This window comes from Pseudomonas sp. FG43 (genome assembly GCF_057809175.1).
Genome location: NZ_JBMDJL010000006.1, coordinates 35,571 through 53,706, shown reverse-complemented (window position 1 = coordinate 53,706; position 18,136 = coordinate 35,571). Strand labels below are relative to the sequence as shown.

Below are 18,136 nucleotides of genomic sequence, written 5' to 3'. Positions count from 1 at the left end.
CTTCCTGCCTCAAAGGGCCTTGCGAAATTGAATGTAGCCGCCGCGTTCGGCGATGCGTTCGTAAAGCTGAATGGCCGTGGCGTTGGTTTCGTGGGTCAGCCAATGTACTTTGTCGCAATCGTTGGCCTTGGCTGTAGCGTAGACATGTTCGATCAATTGCCTGCCGATACCGGTACCGCGTTGTTCGGGGGGCACGATCAAGTCCTGTAGATAACAGGCATTCTTGATGCTCCAGTTGGAGCGATGGTAGATGAAGTTCACCATGCCGACGGCTTTGCCATCCAGCCACGCCAAGGCCGAGTTGGTGGTTTCGGCGGGGTCCAGGATACGTTGCCAGGTAACGTCACTGACGTCATCGGCCAGTTCAGTCTTGTAGAAGCGCAGATAGGCCTGCCACAACGGCAGCCATGCGCCGTGATCGTCGGCAGTTACGGGACGGATTTGAACAGCGGTCATGACTCTCTCCTTCAGCTCATCAAGCGAGCGATTTCCTGGTCTTTCGGATCATGGCTGGCAGCCAGGCCATCGCGCACGCCTGCAATATCCGTGGCGCTGCGGTTCTGGCTGAGTTTGCGCTTGCCCTGCAAGCGCTCGATGGGCAGGGCGAAACCGACAATCGCGCCCAGCATCTTTTCGATGTACTCGGCCGGTGCATCATTGATGGACCACGGCTGCGCACGGCGGGACTCATGCTTGTCGGTGAGGCTGCCAACCAGTTGGTGCAGGCGCTGGGCATCGGTGAAGACTTCGGCCTGGCCATAGGCGTGAACCGCGAGGTAATTCCAGGTCGGTACGACTTTCTCGTGTTCGGCCTTGCTCGGGTAGAAGGACGGGCTCACATAGGCATCGCCACCGGGGAATATCACCATGGCTTCAGTCAGGTTTTCGAGCGCCTGCCACTGGGGGTTGGCTTTGGCCAGGTGGCCGTAAAGCGTGCCGTTGGGGCCTTGATCACGGCGCAGCAACAGCGGCAGATGAGTGGCCTGCAAACCGCCTTCGCCCTGGGTGACAAGAATCGCCAGGCGGGTTTGCTCCATCAACTCGTGCAACTCAAGCGTGTCGTTCTCACTGAAGGCTTTGGGCGTGTACATGGCAATGTCCTTGGTTAATGGCTAAATCCTAGGCAAGCTATTGGTTCCTTGTAAGAGCCATTACCGATAGATTTCATAGGACCAATTCCATGCTTTCAGGCTCTCCCGCGTTTCCTTTGAACCTCGCCGGTATCGAACTGGATCGGCGCAGGGGCTTGAGTCGGCAGCTTTATCAGGTCTTGCGCCAGCGGATTCTCGATGGCGGTCTTGCCAGTGGCACACGTTTGCCTGCCAGCCGTGATCTGGCGCAGTCGTTGTCTATTTCCCGCAACAGCGTGATGCGTGCCTACGATCAACTGTATGCCGAAGGATTTATCGAAGGCCGCATCGGTGATGGGACTTACGTCGCCCGGTTACCCGATAAGGCGGTGCCTGTTGAACGTTCGCCTGTGAAAAAATTATCCACTGAACTATCCACAGGCTTATCAACAAGGTTACGCACAGGTTTATCCACATTTTCTGCCGAAAACCCTCAGGATGCACCCGATCAAGTTATCCACAACTCGGCGTTGGAGCTTCTGCAAAAGCATCATCTGAATGTTCCCATCAAGGGCGCGCCACGCACATTTCGAGTGGGCGTACCGGCTTTCGATCTTTTTCCCTTTGCCATATGGGGCAAGCTGCATGCGGCTTTTTGGCGCAAGCCGGACCTCCAGCTTTTGGGCTATGGCGAGGCAGCAGGAGAGTGGCGTCTTAGAGAGCTGGTTGCCTTGTATTTGCGTTCTTCTCGCGGGCTGCATTGCTCGGCTGAACAAATAGTGATCACCAGTGGCGCACAACAGGCAATCAGTCTTTGTGCACAGTTGCTGTTGGAGGCTGGCGACGGTGTGGCTGTGGAAAACCCGGGCTATCGGGCGGCAGGTCATGCCTTTGCCGTTGCGGGAGGCAGGTTGAAGGGCATTGCCGTCGATGAGGAGGGCATGCGCTGTGCGGATCTGGAACACACCGACTGTAAGCTGGCTTACGTCACGCCATCCCACCAATACCCGACCGGTGTGGTCATGAGCCTCGCTCGCCGCCTGGAATTGCTGGCCTGGGCAAAAAAGACCCAGGGCTGGATTGTCGAAGACGACTACGACGGCGAGTACCGCTATAGCGGCGCGCCTTTGGCACCATTGGCGGCGCTGGATGGGGAAGGGCGGGTTCTGTATGTCGGTACTTTCGGCAAGGTGGTTTTCCCGGCATTGCGTCTGGGGTATCTGGTCTTGCCCTTGGGGCTGGTCAAGCCGTTCAGCCAGCGTCGGGGTGTGGATATGCGTCACTCCGAGGTCAGCACCCAGATGGTGATGGCGCAATTTATCGCCACTGGTCACTTTCAACGGCATATCCGCCGCATGCGTCGCGCTGCCTTGAGCCGTCGTGATGCACTGCTGGCGGGCTGGCCGGAGAATATTCCGGGCTGTGGCGCGATGCCTAAAGTCGTGGCCGGTCTGCATGTCACGGTCAGAGTGGACAGCCTCACCCGTGAGCGGGAGTTGATCGAAAAGGCCGAGAGTGTCGGAGTCGAGATCACGGCATTGAGCAGTTATTGGTTGCCGGACTCCACCGAGCCTGTGGATAACCGTGCCGGACTGGTCCTGGGGTTTGCAGGCGTGCCAGAGGACGCTATTGCCGATGCGCTGGAGAGATTGCGTCAGGTCTGGCGGTAGGGGGGGCGCTTCCACACGGTATGCACGGAAATATTCGAGATCGGATAAAAACGAACCATCTGAGCCCGTGGCATTCAAACCTTGCGCAGTGGTGGGAAACTTTGCAGTCCCGCACGTTTATCGATGAGGTGATGCTTTGCAGCAGGCGATCATGGAGAGGTTTCGATTTCTGAGCAGGACATTTGGTTATGTAGGGTGGTCGCTCTTCTGGCTGCTGATCTGGGATGTGATTGTCACGGTCGACTTCATGTTGTACCTGGAGCGTAAGGTCACGCTGCCGTCCATGCCCCTTACCCTGCTGGGTTCGGCGCTGGTGGTCTTGATCAGTTTCCGTAACTCCAGCGCCTATAACCGTTGGTGGGAAGCCCGGACCTTGTGGGGTGCGCTGGTCAACAGCTCCCGCAGCTTCGCGCGTCAGGTGCTGACGCTGATTGAGGATGAAGACGGTATCAACCCGGTCAAGGCGCTGCTGCTGCGCCGGCACGTGGCCTACGTGAAATCCCTGTCGGCGCACTTGAAGGGCGATATCACCAAGGCCGATGTGCAGGCGTTGATTTCCCGTGAGGAATTCGAGCGCCGTCAGGACACCAATAACTTCCCCAATGACCTGCTCAATGCCTCCGCTGCACTGATTGCCAAGGAGTATAAGGCGGGCCGTCTGGACAGCATTCGCCTCGCTCGTCTTGAGTCGACAATGGTGGATCTTTCCAACTGCCAGGGCGGTATGGAACGTATCGCCAATACGCCGTTGCCTTATCCCTATGTGGCATTCCCCAGGCTGTTCATCACCCTGTTCTGCGTGATCGTGCCCATCGGGCTGGTCGAAACCCTGGGCTGGTTCACGCCATTGGCGTCCACAGTGGTGGGCTTCATGCTGCTGGCCATCGAAAAAATCGGCACCGACCTGCAAAGCCCGTTTCGCGCCAGCGAGCACGAAATCCAGATGGTCGCGCTGTGCGAGAACATCGAGCGGAATCTGGATTCGATGCTTCGCGATGCCGAGGTGGGAAGTCAGGAGGGCACTTCAGCAGCAGGAATAAACAAGAGCTTTTCCGTAACGAATTGAAAGGACGTTCTGTCAGTTCTATCAGGTTACAGGCGTCCGGGCCGGGCCTAATCTAGCGATAACTTCCTTCTTCCCGAGGAGTATCGCCATGAAGCTCTTGAGGCTCGGTGCGCTTTCAATCCTGCTGTTGGTGACGCAGGCCGCCAGTGCAGATGACCTTCGCGGCAATACCCCTCAGGGCACGCGCAACGACGGCAATGATGAAATCGTGTTGCAAGGGTTTCACTGGAACTCCAGTCGTTCGAGCCCTGGCAGTTGGTACAGCACGTTGAAAACAATGGCTCCGCAGATTCGGGCTGACGGTTTTACCTCGGTCTGGATGCCTGTGCCCTGGCGTGACACTTCGCGCTGGAGCGATCCGGGGAGTGGTGCTTCAGGTGGTGGCGAGGGGTATTTCTGGCAGGACTTTGACAAGAACAGCGCCTATGGCAGCGATACCGAGCTCAAGCAGGCGGTCGATGCCTTGAGTGCTGCCAGCGTCAAAGTGATTTATGACGTGGTGCCCAATCATATGGACCGCCAGCATGTCGGGCCTGCGCTCAAGGAGACCCTGAGCGACAAGACGGATTGGCGTGATGGCTGCGCCCAGTGTGACGATGGCGATCCGTTCATGGGCGGTGATGCCGATCTCAATACGCAAAAGCCTGAAGTGTTCAACCTCTTCAAGAACGAGTTCCTGAACCTGCGTGACAACTACTCCGCCGACGGCCTGCGTTTCGACTTTGTAAAAGGCTACAGCGCCACGACTGTGGATAACTGGATGAAAGCCTTCGGTGACCAGCAGTTCTGCGTGGGGGAACTCTGGAAGGCGCCGAACGAATATCCCGCCAATGACTGGCGACATAACGCTACCTGGCAGGACGGCCTGAAAGTCTGGTCCGATCAGGCGCATTGCACGGTATTCGACTTTGCACTCAAGGAGCGTATGCAAAACGCGGGGCTCGCCGAATGGCGATACGGCCTCAACGGCAATCCCGACCCTGCATGGCGTGCAGCAGCCATGACCTTTGTGGATAACCATGACACCGGTTATTCGCCGGGAGCCAACGGCGGCCAGCATCACTGGTCCTTGCCTGAAAACCTTCGGGATCAGGCCTATGCCTACATTCTCAGCAGCCCCGGAACGCCAACGGTGTACTGGCCGGACATGTATGACTGGCCACGTGGCCAACTGCTGCGCCAGTTGATAGAGATACGCCGTACAGCGGGTATCAAGGCCGATTCAGCGATCAGCTTTCTGGACAACTATTCGGGGCTGGTTGCCGAAGTGACAGGCTCGCAACAGATGCTGCTGGTTGCGCTGGGCTCCAACCTCAAGAGCGAAAGTGTGCCGGGCAGTTTCAGCCAGGCATTGGTGGCAGGCGACAACGGTGCCATACGGATCTGGCGGGCCAAAGGGGTTGATGTGCAGTTTCGCTGCGACAAGGGCGAGACCCAGGTCGGCGAGGGCGTTTATGTCGTGGGGTCGGGCTTCGAGCTGGGGGAGTGGAACCCCGCACGGGCCGTGCGCCTGAGTGATGTGAGCCAGTATCCCGTATGGAAAGGGCTGATCCGGCTTGTCGACAATACCCGCTATGAGTGGAAATGCATCGTGCGCAGCGAGGCTGACCCGAACAAGGTCATCAAGTGGCAGGAAGGAGGGAATACCGTGTTTGTTGCAAATGAAAAAGGTAGCAGTGCTGCTACCTTTTAGGTCCTGCTGTGGTGACGAGCTGCTTAACGCAGCTCTCCACACAGATCCAGCTCGACCAGACGCCGGACTTCTTCAATCTTCAAACCAGCACCCAGCAGCGCATGCAGTTTGCCAAGCGCTGCTTCGCGGGTCATGCCGCCACCGGAAAGAACGCCCACGCCGCGCAGACGGCTGCCTGCTTCGTAGACGTCCAGTTCGACACCGCCTTCATGACATTGAGTGATCGCAACCACGCAAATGCCCTGTTGTTGTGCTCGCTCCAGGCTGGCAAGGAACGCCGGATTATCGCTCGGGCCGGTGCCGCTGCCGTAGCATTCAAGCACCAGACCTTTGATGCCGCTGTCGATCAGGCCATCGATCTGCGCTGCCCCGATACCGGGAAACAGTGGCAATGTCGCGACATTTGCCAGCGTCTTGGGCTGGCGATAATCCAGTGCCTCAGGCAATGACGAGGCAGCCTGGCCGCCACGCGAGCGTTGCAGAGGTGCGAACGGATGACGACCGAAGCTGCGGATCTTCGCACAGCGGGTTGGCACCAGCAGTTCACCGTGGAAGTACAGGTGAACACCCGACGACAAACCCGAACCCAGTGCCAGCAGGGCGCCGTTGACGTTTTCCCAGGCATCGCTGTCCGGCACGCCGGCCGGCAGCATGGAGCCGGTGAAAACCACTGGCGCATTGAGTCCCAGCAACTGGAAGCTCGTTGCGGCAGCGCTGTAGGCCAGAGTGTCGGTGCCATGCAGCACGAGCACCGAGTCACAGCCATCCACATCCACGGCTTCGATCACCGCTTCGCGCAGGCGTAACCAGTAATCGGGCGTCATGTTGGCGCTGTCGATCAGAGGTGACATCTCGCGAAAACGCCACTGCGGCACGACCAGTTCAGGCAATTCGGCCAGTTGCCCGGCCATCCTTGCCTCGAAACCGGACGCTGGAGCCAGGCCATTGGCGCTGGCTTGCATGCCGATGGTGCCGCCGGTGTAAAGAACCATCACTCGCTGAGCGGGTTGGGGTGCATCATGAGTCATGGTTCTCTCCTGCGGCATTTCGGTTGTCAGTTTGCTTGTGAAACAGGCTTGGCTGCTGCGTCAACGCCAGCTTGAGGCTGTTGCGTCGGGTTGGCAGGCCATGCGTTGCGGTCCAGATCCAGATCCGGGAACTTGCTGGAATCGAAGACCGGAACCTTGATGCCTGCCTTACGCTGCTCATCGTAGTCACGCAGGATGCGCATGGCGACCTTGAACAGCAGGGCCAAGGCGATCAGGTTGACGAAGGCCAGCAGGGTCATGGCGATGTCGGCGAAGGCAAACACCGTCTTGAGGTCAACCACTGCGCCCCAGAAGATCAGAGCCAGAACCACGATGCGGAAGCCGACGATGGCCTGGATCTTCTCGCCTACCAGGAAGCGCAGGCTGTTTTCGCCCAGGTAGTAGTTGTAGAGGATCGAGGTGAATACGAACAGTGCCAGCGCAACGCTGATGAAGATCCGGCCCCAGTCGCCCACTACGGCTGCCAGAGAGTTCTGCGCCAGAACGATACCGTTGCCGCTGTAGCCTACGTCATAGATACCGGACAGCAGGATCAGCAAGGCGGTGCAGGTGCAGATCAGGAAGGTGTCGAGGAATACGCTGAACGCCTGAACCACGCCTTGCGAAACCGGGTGGTCGACCTGAGCGACGGCTGCAACGTTCGGGGCGCTGCCCAGACCGGCTTCGTTGGCGAAAACGCCACGTTTCACGCCCATCACGATTGCGCTGCCGATCAGGCCGCCAAACACCGGGTCAAGACCGAAGGCGCTTTTGACGATGGTCAGCAGCATGCCTGGAACGTGGTCGATCTGAATGGCGATGACGTAGATGGTAACCGCGATGTAGGCCAGGGTCTTGACCGGTACCAGCAGGTCGGAAATGGCAGCGATACGCTTGATGCCACCGATGAACGCCAGGCCCAGCAGCACGACCAGGCAGATGCCGGTGGTCATCTGGTCTACGCCGAATGCGCTGTTGAGCGAGTCGGTCACGGCGTGGGATTGCAGGCCGTTGAAGGAGAGACCGAAAGTCATGATCAGCAAGACCGCCATGACCATACCCAGCCAGCGTTTGCCCAGACCATGCTGGATGTAGAACGATGGACCGCCGCGGAACTGGCCTTCGGAGTCCTTGCGTTTGTAGAGCTGAGCGAGAGAACACTCGATGAAGCTGCTGGACATGCCGACCAGCGCGGTAACCCACATCCAGAACACTGCGCCTGGACCGCCCAGTGTCACGGCAAGGCCGACACCTGCGATGTTGCCTGCTCCGACGCGGCCCGCAAGGCTGAGCATCAGGGCCTGGAACGAACTCAGTTGACCCGAGCTGCTACGCAAGCTGTCGCGAAACACCGCGAACATGTGAAAGAAGTGACGAAACTGAACGAAACGCGAGCGGATCGTGAAGTAACCACCAAGGCCTACGATAAGGACGATGAGGACCTTTCCCGAGAGGAAGTCGTTAATCATTTCCAACATTTTTGTTATTCCTCGCTACTTTTGAGGGGGCGCACTATACCGGTGCAAAGTTTTTACGTCTGTAGCCGCTTTGTTGTGTAACTGAATCTTCATTTGCGGTGCGAAACGAATGTCTTTGCCAGGACCTCAGCAAAAACGGGGTTTTCAGCTGCCCAAACTCCTTATTATTGGTCGTCAGCAAGCAGGCAAAAAAAAGGGTCTGGAGAATCACTCCCAGACCCCCAAAAGGTGAGGGGTGTCTAGGCCCTCAACCTGGTGAGCATGTTACGCAAGGCATTTTCGGTCAGGCCTTCAGTGGCGCCAGACGCGGAGCAATCATGTTTTCCGGACGCAGGATGTCATTGAGCATCGCGTCATCCAGCAAGCCTTCTTCACGGACCAGTTCCAGTACACCGCGGCCACTTTCCAGGGCAATGCGGGCGATACGGGTCGAGTTTTCGTAACCGATGTAAGGGTTCAGTGCAGTGACCAGACCGATCGAGTGCTCGACCAGTTCACGGCAGCGCTGTTCGTTGGCGGTGATGCCGACGATGCAGTGCTCGCGCAACATGTCCATGGCGCGTTGCAGCAGGCGGATCGAGTCGAAAATCTTGTAGGCGATCAGCGGCTCCATGACGTTGAGCTGCAACTGGCCGCCTTCGGCTGCCATGGTCAGGGCCAGGTCGTTGCCGATGATTTCAAAGGCAACCTGGTTGACGGCTTCCGGAATGACCGGGTTGACCTTGCCTGGCATGATCGAGCTGCCTGGCTGACGCGCTGGCAGGTTGATTTCATTGATGCCGGTGCGTGGGCCGCTGGACAGCAGGCGCAGGTCGTTGCAGATCTTCGACAGTTTGACTGCGGTACGCTTGAGCATGCCGGAGAACAGGACGAAGGCGCCCATGTCGGAAGTCGCTTCGATCAGGTCGGCGGCTGGAACCAGTGGATGGCCGCTGATGGTCGCCAGGCGTTCAACCGCCAGCTTCTGATAGCCTGGGTCGGCGTTGATGCCCGTACCGATGGCGGTACCGCCCAGGTTCACTTCGGTCAGCAGCTCAGGAGCCAGGGTGCGCAGGCGGTTCAGGTCTTCGGTCAAGGTTGTGGCGAAGGCACGGAATTCCTGACCCAGGGTCATTGGAACCGCGTCCTGCAACTGGGTACGGCCCATTTTCAGTACGTGGTTGAATTCTTCGCCTTTGGCTGCGAAAGACTGGATCAGGCTTTCGAGGCTTGCGAGCATGGCGTCATGACCCAACAGCAGGCCCAGACGGATTGCCGTCGGGTATGCGTCGTTGGTCGACTGAGCCATGTTCACGTCGTTGTTCGGGTGCAGATGCTTGTATTCGCCTTTCTCGAAGCCCATGGCTTCAAGAGCGATGTTGGCGATGACTTCGTTGGCATTCATGTTGGTTGAAGTGCCAGCGCCGCCCTGGATCATGTCGACGACGAACTGATCGTGGAAGTCGCCGCGAATCAAACGTGCGCAAGCTTCGCTGATGGCAGCGTGCTTGGCATCGCTGAGGTGTCCGAGCGTGTGGTTTGCATCAGCTGCCGCCTGCTTGACCATTGCCAGTCCAACGACCAGTTTCGGGTAGTGCGAAAGCGGAACGCCGGAGAGGTGGAAGTTGTTCACTGCTCGCAGGGTCTGGATACCGTAGTAAGCGTGAGCAGGTACTTCGAGAACACCAAGCAGGTCTTTTTCGATGCGCAGTGATGCAGGCGAGGACATGATAGAGATCGTCTCAAATAAGGCACAACAATGCCGGAACGCCCCGAATGTTGGGGTTTTAGCTTGAAATTGACCAATGCTGTTAAACGCTGCCCTATGCAATAACGGCATAATGTGAATGTGACGTGGGTTTCTCTTTGTACGTAAACAGGACAAAATGTCGCACTTGTAATTGTTTTTGTCGCAGAGGCGACGTTATCTGGCAAATTGCGCGGCAGAATGAATTGGCAGGTGCAAAGTGAATGTCCCTGTTAAAGGGGGCATGTCCTGTCTGGACGTTGCGCAGTGGTAGCGGATTTATCCGCGAGACGTCATTGAAGGCGATGCATCTTCTTCGTGTTATGCGGGCCTCTCGCGAATAAATTCGTTCCTACCGAATTTCTTTCATTCATGTCCCGAATGTCCGGGAGGACGTAATGAACCTGGAAAGCAAATGGCTGGAAGATTTCAGTGCCCTGGCTGCCACCCGCAGTTTTTCCCAGGCGGCTGAGCGTCGCTTCGTGACGCAACCGGCATTCAGCCGTCGTATCCGCAGCCTGGAGTCGGCGCTTGGGCTGACACTGGTCAACCGCTCGCGAACCCCTGTCGAACTGACGGCAGCCGGGCAGTTGTTTCTGGTGACGGCGCGCACGGTCGTCGAGCAGTTGGGTGAAGTGGTGCGCCATCTGCATCATCTTGAAGGCGGGCAGGGCGAAGTCATCCAGGTGGCGGCGGCGCACTCTCTGGCGCTTGGATTCTTTCCCCGCTGGATCGCCCAGTTGCGCAATGATGGCTTGAACATTGCGACCCGGCTGGTGGCAACCAACGTGGGCGATGCGGTGCATGCGTTGCGTGAAGGTGGCTGTGACCTGATGTTGGCATTCTATGACCCGGATGCAGCCTTGCAGATGGATGCGGAGATCTTCCCTTCATTGCATCTGGGGCACACCGAAATGCTGCCGGTCTGCGCTGCGGACGCCAATGGTCAGCCGCTTTTCGATATGGAAGGCGAAAACAGCGTGCCACTGCTGGCTTACAGCGCCGGTGCCTTTCTGGGGCGTTCGGTGAATCTGTTGCTGCGCCAGCGCAATCTGCGTTTCACCACGGTTTATGAAACGGCAATGGCCGACAGCCTGAAAGGCATGGCGCTCGAAGGATTGGGGATCGCCTGGGTGCCGCATTTGAGCGTGCGGGCCGAGCTGGAGCGTGGCGAACTGGTGGTGTGCGGCGGTCCGCACTGGCATGTCCCGCTGGAGATTCGTCTGTACCGCTGCGCCCTGGTGCGCAAGGCCAATGTCCGATTGTTATGGCGCAAGCTGGAGGGCGGCGCTGCCCAATGAAGGCTACGCCGCGCCGGATGACCTTGCAGGCAGTACCCGGCCTTACGGGAATGCGCTCAAATGCTCGGCGATGGTCTTCTTGTTCCTGTCGCTGTAGATATAACAATTGGACCTTATCTTTTCGCGAGTGGGCGTTATATTGGTTTCACACCACCAGCCACCCCTGAATAATACTTCCGAGTGTTCATGAGTACCGCCCAGCATGTGGCCTATTTCATGGGCGGCGGTGGTATATGTCTTGATGGAGGCTATCGCTGCATAGTGCCTCTCGCGGGTATAACCCAGTGTTTTTTCGTTGATGGGGTGGCGGGTCAATAGCAGGTATTTGGTTGTTCCGTTCAGGGGCAGATTGTTTTCCTGAATATGGCGATCCACAAGTCGATCCCATTCCTGTTTACCCCTTTGCAGGTCAGTGGTCTGATAGCGAAAGCCGCTCAGCGCTGATTTTTTCTCGATGATATCGAGATAGACCCTGCGGCCCGTAAAGCTTTCGAGATCCTTGATCATCCATGAAAAGTAATCACTTTTTATGTTGGCCCGCTCGGAAGCCGGTATGTCGTCATGCAGGAATACATACAGGAACAACGGGCGCTTTTCCTGGGCTTCACTGGCGCAGACGGACAGAAAGTTTATTAACAGCAATGCACCGAGCAGGGCCGAGAATTTTTTGAAATTCATTTTCATATAAGTTAATCCATTAACAGAGTTGCAGTGTTTTCCAGAATGAAACGTGTCGTTCATCAAGTGGGTGAGTTAAAGAGGTAACAGGAAGTGTTGAGGGGTTGTCAGTTGGCTTTTACTTCGAGAGGGGTAGTAGGGCACGGACGCACTCTGTAGGAATTTCTGCAGCAGATTTGTCATTCATGGGGCTGCTTTGCAGGCTGTCGGCAAGGTCCGTATGCAGATGGTCGTCAGGGGGGCTGTCATCCTTGCGCTTTGAGGTATACTGCGCGGCCTTTGGCCGGTTGAATCGGCCATTATTCGTACAGCAAGCCACGCCGGTCCTCCCGCGTGGCTTGTTGTTTTTTGATGCGCCTGCGGGCGCCCGATGAGAGGCACGACGATGAGCGCACTGGTTGGCGTGATCATGGGCTCCAAGTCCGATTGGTCCACCCTTAGCCACACCGCCGATATGCTGGAAAAGCTCGGCATCCCTTATGAAGTCAAGGTGGTGTCTGCCCACCGGACGCCGGATCTGCTTTTTCAGTACGCTGAAGAAGCCGAAGGCCGTGGTATCGAAGTGATCATCGCCGGTGCTGGCGGTGCTGCTCACTTGCCTGGCATGTGTGCTGCCAAGACGCACCTGCCTGTGCTTGGCGTTCCGGTTCAGTCCTCGATGCTGTCGGGCGTCGACTCCCTGCTGTCCATTGTGCAGATGCCGGCAGGTATTCCTGTCGCAACCCTGGCCATTGGCAAGGCCGGAGCGATCAACGCCGCTCTGTTGTCCGCCAGTATCCTGGGCGCCAAGCATCCTCAATTCCATGCAGTGCTGAAGAAATTCCGTACTGAGCAGACAGACAGCGTGCTGGACAATCCAGACCCGCGCCACGCCTGAGGTTTTTCCATGAAGATCGGTGTAATCGGTGGCGGCCAGTTGGGCCGCATGTTGGCTCTGGCAGGTACGCCACTGGGTATGAACTTTGCCTTTCTCGACCCCGCACCGGATGCTTGCGCTGCCGCGTTGGGTGAGCATCTGCGAGCCGATTACGGCGATCTGGATCACCTGCGTCAGTTGGCCGATGAGGTCGATCTGGTGACGTTCGAGTTTGAAAGCGTGCCAGCCGAAACCGTGGCTTTCCTGTCGCAGTTCGTGCCGGTCTATCCGAGCGCCGAGGCCTTGCGCATCGCTCGTGACCGCTGGTTCGAGAAAAGCATGTTCAAGGACCTGGGCATTCCGACGCCCGAGTTCGCGGATATCCAGTCGCAATCGGATCTGGACGCTGCTGTCGCCAGCATCGGCCTGCCCGCCGTGCTGAAAACCCGTACCCTGGGTTACGACGGCAAGGGCCAGAAAGTCCTGCGTACAGCTGCCGATGTGGTCGATACCTTTGCCGAACTGGGCAGTGTGCCTTGCCTGTTGGAAGGCTTCGTACCGTTCACCGGTGAGGTTTCGTTGATTGCCGTGCGTGCCCGCGATGGTGAAACACGCTTCTATCCGCTGGTTCACAACACCCACGAAAACGGCATCCTGCGCATCTCCATCGCCAGCACCGATCACCCGTTGCAGGCTTTGGCCGAAGATTATGTCGGTCGCGTCCTGAAGCAGCTCGATTACGTCGGCGTTCTGGCTTTCGAGTTCTTTGAAGTCGATGGCGGCCTTAAGGCCAATGAAATCGCGCCGCGTGTACACAACTCCGGGCACTGGACTACCGAAGGCGCCGAATGCAGCCAGTTCGAGAACCACCTGCGGGCGGTTGCTGGCTTGCCATTGGGTTCCACCGCCAAGGTCGGTGAGAGCGCCATGCTGAACTTCATCGGTGAAGTGCCAGCCGTGGACAAGGTCATCGCCATCGATGACTGCCACCTGCATCACTACGGCAAGGCCTTCAAGGCCGGTCGCAAGGTTGGCCACGCCACCGTGCGCAGCTGCGACCGTGCGACGCTGGACCGCCAGGTCAAGCTGGTCGAGGCGTTGATTCAAAACTGAATGCCTCCTGATTCCCGGCCCTTTGTTTTCAAGGGGCCTGGAACCAATCCTCTCTCCGTGTTCTCAGATAGCAGTAAGCCAACGCTGCCATCAGGCCTTGGCGTGTTCAACACAGACAGGGGAAATACATGGGCATCATCGGAACCATCTTTATCGGCTTGATCGTTGGCCTGCTGGCGCGTTTTCTCAAGCCGGGCGATGACAGCATGGGCTGGATCATGACCATCCTGCTGGGTATCGGCGGTTCTCTCGCCGCGACTTATGGCGGTCAGGCGCTGGGTATCTATCAGGCGGGCGAGGGCGCTGGTTTCCTGGGAGCACTGGTCGGTGCAATCATCCTGCTGTTTATCTACGGCATGATTAAAAAGAAGAGCTGATTTTTCATCTGGCCCTCTGTGCGCAGAGGGCTAGAATGCGCGGCAGTATTTTCCACTTTGCCGAGCTTTATGATGCGTCGTTTTCTATTGATGACCCTGCTACTGGTATCCGGGCTTGTACATGCCGAGATTCCCGAGACCGACTGGCTCGAACTCATGCCCAAGTCGGACCAGAAAGCCCTCGAAGCCATGCCCGAGATCGACCATAACTCTCCTGAAGCCATGGGGACCTTCGACAGCAAGGGTGGTTTGAAACAGAGCAAAGGGCTGCCCGCGGTCATGTATTCGACCAGGACCGTGGCCGACATGAATGGCAAGACGACCCGTCTCGGCGGTTATCCGGTGCCGCTGGAAACCGATGCCAAAGGCCATAGCACTTTATTTTTCCTCGTCCCTTATCCAGGTGCCTGCATCCATGTGCCGCCACCGCCTCCAAACCAACTGGTGCTGGTTCGTTACCCCAAAGGCCTGAAACTGGATGATATCTACACACCTTTGTGGGTAGTGGGTACGCTGAAGATTGAGAAGGTCAGTAACGATCTGGCCGATGCGGCCTATGCGATGGATGCATCCAAGGTCCGAGTCGTGGTCGACTCGGACCTTTAAGGCCGAAAACTGGCTGCGCGGCGATCATGCTGCGTTGAAAACAGGCTCGTGCGCGAGTCCGGGCTGGGCGCCCCCATCGCAATGCTCATTTACAGCCAGTAAAGTCGAGCGCGACTCCGACCGTTCCTCGCCTGTTTTCGCCTTGCCTGATCACCGCTCGCCGAGTTTTATTTCTATAAACGCTGATTAGAGCGCTTCACTCCAGATGCTGATCCCCAGGACATGCATGTCCTGTGGGGCCAGGGTCACGATATCGTCCAGCACGTTGGCGGTTTCGACACAGACCATGCGCTGCCAGCCATCGGGCTTCATATCGGCGAGTTTGCTGGTCTTTTCGATCCACGGGTTCCACAGGACAGCAGACTTCGAGCCGCTGGTCTGGATGAGAATCCGGCGTTTCCACTCTGGATCGACAATGCTGAGCAGCGGGGGCGTGTCCTGGTAGATGCGGTCGGTTTCGCCGCTGAATGTCAGGTCGCCGCTCTGCTGGCGTTCTTCCCAGTTTTCCAGGGTTTCGATATAGCGCAGGCCATCGAGCCCTTGAATGCTGATCTGGTGTACATCGCTGACAGCGAAGTAGGTGTGCAAGGCCTGACTGAAGCTGACGGCTTCGGTCCCGCTGTTATAGCTGACCAGGCTGACATTGAGTGCGTGGTCCAGGCGGATGCTGAGTTTCAGGGCTACGTTGTGCGGCCAGCCAGGTAAATGGCCTTCGGCCTGCGGCAGGACAAATTCCACCAGCAGCGCATCGCCATCTTCGCCAATCCCCAGCAGTTCCCAGTCCAGAGTCCGGACTTCTCCGTGGGCCTTTGCAGGCTCGCTGCTCTGGCGCATGGCCTGCACGCTTTGCGGGTTGCGCTCCAGGCTGCCGAACCATGGCCAGCAAATCGGAATGCCGGCACGAATCGGCTTGCCTTGCTTGAATTGCGCACCGTCATTCAGCCAGACCAGGGGCTCTTGCCCGGCGACCTGATAACTGAGGATATGCGCGCCTTGCTGGGCAACCAGCAGCTCTGCATCACCATGACGGATACGCCAGCAATTCAGCTCGTCGTACTTTACGGATTCAACCTGCGGTGTTGGCATGCGAAGTTCTCACTCAAGGACCGTGACAGAAATAGACTGCTTCAAGGTCGATGAGTTTAGCCTTAACCGGCCGGTCTTTGCCCGAACGACAATTTACCGTCGTGCCGGGACCGAGCGTGTACGGCCGCTGCTGTCGATGGCCACGAAGACGAAGACGGCTTCGGTGACCTTGCGCCATTCGCTGCTTAACGGGTCATCACTCCAGACTTCGACCATCATCTTGATCGAGGTGCGGCCGACTTCCAGTGTGCGGGTATAGAAGGAAAGCTGTTCCCCAACGGCGACCGGAACCAGGAATGCCATGCGGTCGATCGCAACGGTCGCCACGCGACCCCCGGCGATCTTGCTGGCCATGGCGGTGCCTGCCAGGTCCATCTGTGAAACAAGCCAGCCGCCGAAAATATCGCCGAAACCATTGGTTTCACGGGGCAGAGCCGTAATTTGCAAGGCAAGGTCGCCTTGTGGGGTTGGATCTTCTTGTTCGAGCTCAATCATGCCTGGGGTGCCTCTGACCCATGACTCTCAGTGTTTTTACCGCGGTTGACAGGCGCCATTCAAAACTACGCAGGTGAACATTGTATGTTCGGTTGGCGTATGGCCCTAAAAGGGAAACTCTGCGAAAGCCGCTGGCTAAAGAGGTTTTTGCACAGATTCCCAGTGCGCTTGACGGTTTGCGAGTATATCGGGCGTTGCCCCATACGACGACCATTCGGCTTTCTTTTTACCTGATGCAGCTTCTCGCTAGGTGTTTTTTGAAACAATTTGCTATCTTGCCTGACCCTTACAGGTGACAAGACTGCCTGTACACGCAATTTTGGTGCCTATCTGCACAATTGCCCCGGACAATCGCTTCTGCACGCCACCCCGCCGCAGCCAGCGTAGCTGTCGTTCGCTCATTCAAAGAAAAGCCCAAAGAGAAGCCTTGTCATGTCATCCGTACCGTTAGATTCCGCGAAGTCAGCGCGGCCCTTGACCCGCAGCGATTACAAAACCTTGTCGCTTTCAGCCCTGGGTGGGGCGCTGGAGTTTTACGACTTCATCATTTTCGTCTTCTTCGCGGCCGTTGTCGGGAAGCTGTTCTTCCCTGCGGACATGCCCGACTGGTTGCGCATGATGCAGACCTTCGGCATTTTTGCCGCCGGTTATCTGGCAAGACCGCTGGGCGGCATCATCATGGCGCACTTCGGTGACCTGCTGGGTCGCAAGAAGATGTTCACCCTGAGCATTTTCATGATGGCCGTGCCGACCCTGATCATGGGTCTGCTGCCAACCTATGCCCAGATCGGCATGTGGGCTCCGATCCTGCTGCTGTTGATGCGCGTCATTCAGGGCGCGGCCATCGGCGGTGAAGTGCCGGGTGCCTGGGTATTCGTGTCCGAGCACGTTCCGGCCCGCTATGTCGGTTATGCCTGTGGCACGCTGACTGCCGGCCTGACGGCGGGCATCCTGATCGGCTCGCTGGTCGCAACCGTGATCAACAGCATCTACACCCCTGTCGAGGTTTCGGACTACGCATGGCGGATTCCTTTCCTGCTGGGCGGTGTATTCGGCCTGATGTCGGTCTACCTGCGTCGTCTGCTGCACGAAACCCCGGTGTTCGCCGAGCTGCAACAACGCAAGGCACTGGCCGAAGAGTTGCCGCTCAAGGGCGTATTGCGTGACCACCGTGGTGCGGTCGTTCTGTCGATGCTGCTGACCTGGCTGCTGTCGGCCGGGATCATCGTCGTGATCCTGATGACACCGACTCTGCTGCAAACCAAGTACGACTTCACGGCAGCCACTGCCTTGAAGGCCAACAGCCTGGCTATCGTTCTTTTGAGCCTGGGTTGCATTGGCGCGGGTGCGCTTGCGGATCGTATCGGTGCGGGTCTGGTATTGCTGCTGGGCAGCACAGGTCTGTTGCTCAGTTCCTGGACCTTCTATCACATGCTGGCCGCGCACCCGGACTGGCTGTTCCCGTTGTATGCCGTGACCGGTCTGTTCGTCGGTACCATCGGCGCAGTGCCGTACGTGATGGTCAAGGCGTTCCCGCCTGTGGTGCGCTTCTCGGGGCTGTCGTTCTCCTACAACGTGGCCTATGCGATTTTCGGCGGCCTGACCCCGATGGTCGTGACGCTCATGCTCAAGACCAGCCCGATGGCGCCGGCCTGGTATGTGGCGGCCTTGAGTGGTCTGGGTATGGCGCTGGGGCTCTATCTGATCGCCCGGAAGCGGTGATCGCCTCTCGCTGAAGCATTTTGTCTTGTATGAGGCATCGATAAAGGCTGCCATCCCGAAAGGGGGGGCGGCCTTTTCATCTTATTGTCACAATCAATTCATAGAGTGTTCATACGACCAACCAATGATGGACGGTCAAAGACCCTCTACATACCCTGCAGGAGCGCAAGG

At 57.7% G+C, this 18,136-nt stretch carries 17 protein-coding genes; 9 read left to right on the top strand and 8 right to left on the bottom strand.

Annotated elements, in window-relative coordinates:
* Positions 1-9: 9 nt before the first annotated feature.
* Both ACODS3_RS09115 and ACODS3_RS09110 read right to left on the bottom strand, forming a co-directional pair.
* Positions 10-456, bottom strand: coding sequence for a GNAT family N-acetyltransferase (locus tag ACODS3_RS09115; protein WP_489034014.1), 447 nt, complete (start codon positions 454-456; stop codon positions 10-12).
* An 11-nt stretch (positions 457-467) separates the two neighbouring features.
* Entirely contained in the window at positions 468-1,091 is a 624-nt protein-coding gene (locus ACODS3_RS09110; RefSeq protein ID WP_489034013.1) for an FMN-binding negative transcriptional regulator, read from the bottom strand.
* A gap of 89 nt (positions 1,092-1,180) precedes the next feature.
* On the opposite strand from ACODS3_RS09110, the gene pdxR reads away from it, so the two are divergent.
* From pdxR to ACODS3_RS09095, 3 genes are all read left to right on the top strand, one after another.
* A complete protein-coding gene (gene pdxR, locus ACODS3_RS09105; protein WP_489034012.1) occupies positions 1,181-2,740 on the top strand; it encodes a MocR-like pyridoxine biosynthesis transcription factor PdxR in 1,560 nt (519 codons plus the stop codon).
* A 151-nt stretch (positions 2,741-2,891) separates the two neighbouring features.
* Entirely contained in the window at positions 2,892-3,806 is a 915-nt protein-coding gene (locus tag ACODS3_RS09100) for a bestrophin family protein (RefSeq protein WP_489034011.1), read from the top strand.
* A gap of 88 nt (positions 3,807-3,894) precedes the next feature.
* The gene (locus ACODS3_RS09095) at positions 3,895-5,499 is read left to right on the top strand and encodes a glucan 1,4-alpha-maltotetraohydrolase domain-containing protein (RefSeq protein WP_489034010.1); all 1,605 of its coding nucleotides are present in this window, start codon (positions 3,895-3,897) and stop codon (positions 5,497-5,499) included.
* A gap of 23 nt (positions 5,500-5,522) precedes the next feature.
* On the opposite strand, the gene ACODS3_RS09090 is transcribed toward ACODS3_RS09095, so the two are convergent.
* The 3 genes from ACODS3_RS09090 to aspA form a co-directional block, all read right to left on the bottom strand.
* Positions 5,523-6,527 carry an asparaginase gene (locus ACODS3_RS09090; protein ID WP_489034009.1) on the bottom strand — a complete coding sequence of 335 codons (1,005 nt, stop codon included), beginning with the start codon at positions 6,525-6,527 and terminating at the stop codon, positions 5,523-5,525.
* 26 nt (positions 6,528-6,553) lie between these two features.
* A complete protein-coding gene (locus tag ACODS3_RS09085; protein ID WP_489034008.1) occupies positions 6,554-8,005 on the bottom strand; it encodes an alanine/glycine:cation symporter family protein in 1,452 nt (483 codons plus the stop codon).
* A gap of 283 nt (positions 8,006-8,288) precedes the next feature.
* A complete protein-coding gene (gene aspA / locus ACODS3_RS09080; protein WP_201001264.1) occupies positions 8,289-9,713 on the bottom strand; it encodes an aspartate ammonia-lyase in 1,425 nt (474 codons plus the stop codon).
* Between the two features lie 416 nt (positions 9,714-10,129).
* On the opposite strand from aspA, the gene ACODS3_RS09075 reads away from it, so the two are divergent.
* Positions 10,130-11,032 carry a LysR substrate-binding domain-containing protein gene (locus ACODS3_RS09075; RefSeq protein ID WP_201001263.1) on the top strand — a complete coding sequence of 301 codons (903 nt, stop codon included), beginning with the start codon at positions 10,130-10,132 and terminating at the stop codon, positions 11,030-11,032.
* Positions 11,033-11,074: 42 nt separating this feature from the next.
* Here ACODS3_RS09075 and ACODS3_RS09070 read toward each other — a convergent pair whose 3' ends face one another.
* The gene (locus tag ACODS3_RS09070) at positions 11,075-11,773 is read right to left on the bottom strand and encodes a hypothetical protein (protein ID WP_489034007.1); all 699 of its coding nucleotides are present in this window, start codon (positions 11,771-11,773) and stop codon (positions 11,075-11,077) included.
* Positions 11,774-12,095: 322 nt separating this feature from the next.
* Here ACODS3_RS09070 and purE point away from each other — a divergent pair, with 322 nt between their 5' ends.
* The 4 genes from purE to ACODS3_RS09050 all read left to right on the top strand — a co-directional run bounded on the left by purE (position 12,096) and on the right by ACODS3_RS09050 (position 14,662).
* A complete protein-coding gene (gene purE, locus ACODS3_RS09065; RefSeq protein ID WP_025262557.1) occupies positions 12,096-12,587 on the top strand; it encodes a 5-(carboxyamino)imidazole ribonucleotide mutase in 492 nt (163 codons plus the stop codon).
* 9 nt (positions 12,588-12,596) lie between these two features.
* A complete protein-coding gene (locus ACODS3_RS09060; protein WP_201001261.1) occupies positions 12,597-13,679 on the top strand; it encodes a 5-(carboxyamino)imidazole ribonucleotide synthase in 1,083 nt (360 codons plus the stop codon).
* A gap of 128 nt (positions 13,680-13,807) precedes the next feature.
* Positions 13,808-14,056, top strand: a complete 249-nt coding sequence (locus ACODS3_RS09055; protein WP_117167855.1) for a GlsB/YeaQ/YmgE family stress response membrane protein — start codon at positions 13,808-13,810, stop codon at positions 14,054-14,056.
* A gap of 72 nt (positions 14,057-14,128) precedes the next feature.
* The gene (locus tag ACODS3_RS09050) at positions 14,129-14,662 is read left to right on the top strand and encodes a DUF3299 domain-containing protein (protein ID WP_489034006.1); all 534 of its coding nucleotides are present in this window, start codon (positions 14,129-14,131) and stop codon (positions 14,660-14,662) included.
* Positions 14,663-14,848: 186 nt separating this feature from the next.
* Here ACODS3_RS09050 and ACODS3_RS09045 read toward each other — a convergent pair whose 3' ends face one another.
* Entirely contained in the window at positions 14,849-15,748 is a 900-nt protein-coding gene (locus ACODS3_RS09045) for a D-hexose-6-phosphate mutarotase (protein WP_201019722.1), read from the bottom strand.
* Between the two features lie 93 nt (positions 15,749-15,841).
* A complete protein-coding gene (locus ACODS3_RS09040) occupies positions 15,842-16,243 on the bottom strand; it encodes an acyl-CoA thioesterase (RefSeq protein ID WP_025262552.1) in 402 nt (133 codons plus the stop codon).
* 432 nt (positions 16,244-16,675) lie between these two features.
* On the opposite strand from ACODS3_RS09040, the gene ACODS3_RS09035 reads away from it, so the two are divergent.
* A complete protein-coding gene (locus ACODS3_RS09035) occupies positions 16,676-17,965 on the top strand; it encodes an MFS transporter (RefSeq protein WP_201001258.1) in 1,290 nt (429 codons plus the stop codon).
* Positions 17,966-18,136: the final 171 nt, after the last annotated feature.

Excerpts from the sequence above, each read along its gene's own strand:
- ACODS3_RS09070 (WP_489034007.1), bottom strand. The coding sequence starts at position 11,773 with ATGAACGACACGTTTCATTCTGGAAAACACTGCAACTCTGTTAATGGA.
- ACODS3_RS09045 (WP_201019722.1), bottom strand. The coding sequence starts at position 15,748 with ATGCCAACACCGCAGGTTGAATCCGTAAAGTACGACGAGCTGAATTGC.
- ACODS3_RS09090 (WP_489034009.1), bottom strand. The coding sequence starts at position 6,527 with ATGACTCATGATGCACCCCAACCCGCTCAGCGAGTGATGGTTCTTTAC.
- ACODS3_RS09110 (WP_489034013.1), bottom strand. The coding sequence starts at position 1,091 with ATGTACACGCCCAAAGCCTTCAGTGAGAACGACACGCTTGAGTTGCAC.
- ACODS3_RS09085 (WP_489034008.1), bottom strand. The coding sequence starts at position 8,005 with ATGTTGGAAATGATTAACGACTTCCTCTCGGGAAAGGTCCTCATCGTC.
- pdxR (WP_489034012.1), top strand. The coding sequence starts at position 1,181 with ATGCTTTCAGGCTCTCCCGCGTTTCCTTTGAACCTCGCCGGTATCGAA.
- ACODS3_RS09040 (WP_025262552.1), bottom strand. The coding sequence starts at position 16,243 with ATGATTGAGCTCGAACAAGAAGATCCAACCCCACAAGGCGACCTTGCC.
- ACODS3_RS09095 (WP_489034010.1), top strand. The coding sequence starts at position 3,895 with ATGAAGCTCTTGAGGCTCGGTGCGCTTTCAATCCTGCTGTTGGTGACG.
- ACODS3_RS09050 (WP_489034006.1), top strand. The coding sequence starts at position 14,129 with ATGCGTCGTTTTCTATTGATGACCCTGCTACTGGTATCCGGGCTTGTA.
- aspA (WP_201001264.1), bottom strand. The coding sequence starts at position 9,713 with ATGTCCTCGCCTGCATCACTGCGCATCGAAAAAGACCTGCTTGGTGTT.
- ACODS3_RS09100 (WP_489034011.1), top strand. The coding sequence starts at position 2,892 with ATGGAGAGGTTTCGATTTCTGAGCAGGACATTTGGTTATGTAGGGTGG.
- ACODS3_RS09060 (WP_201001261.1), top strand. The coding sequence starts at position 12,597 with ATGAAGATCGGTGTAATCGGTGGCGGCCAGTTGGGCCGCATGTTGGCT.
- ACODS3_RS09115 (WP_489034014.1), bottom strand. The coding sequence starts at position 456 with ATGACCGCTGTTCAAATCCGTCCCGTAACTGCCGACGATCACGGCGCA.
- purE (WP_025262557.1), top strand. The coding sequence starts at position 12,096 with ATGAGCGCACTGGTTGGCGTGATCATGGGCTCCAAGTCCGATTGGTCC.
- ACODS3_RS09075 (WP_201001263.1), top strand. The coding sequence starts at position 10,130 with ATGAACCTGGAAAGCAAATGGCTGGAAGATTTCAGTGCCCTGGCTGCC.
- ACODS3_RS09055 (WP_117167855.1), top strand. The coding sequence starts at position 13,808 with ATGGGCATCATCGGAACCATCTTTATCGGCTTGATCGTTGGCCTGCTG.
- ACODS3_RS09035 (WP_201001258.1), top strand. The coding sequence starts at position 16,676 with ATGTCATCCGTACCGTTAGATTCCGCGAAGTCAGCGCGGCCCTTGACC.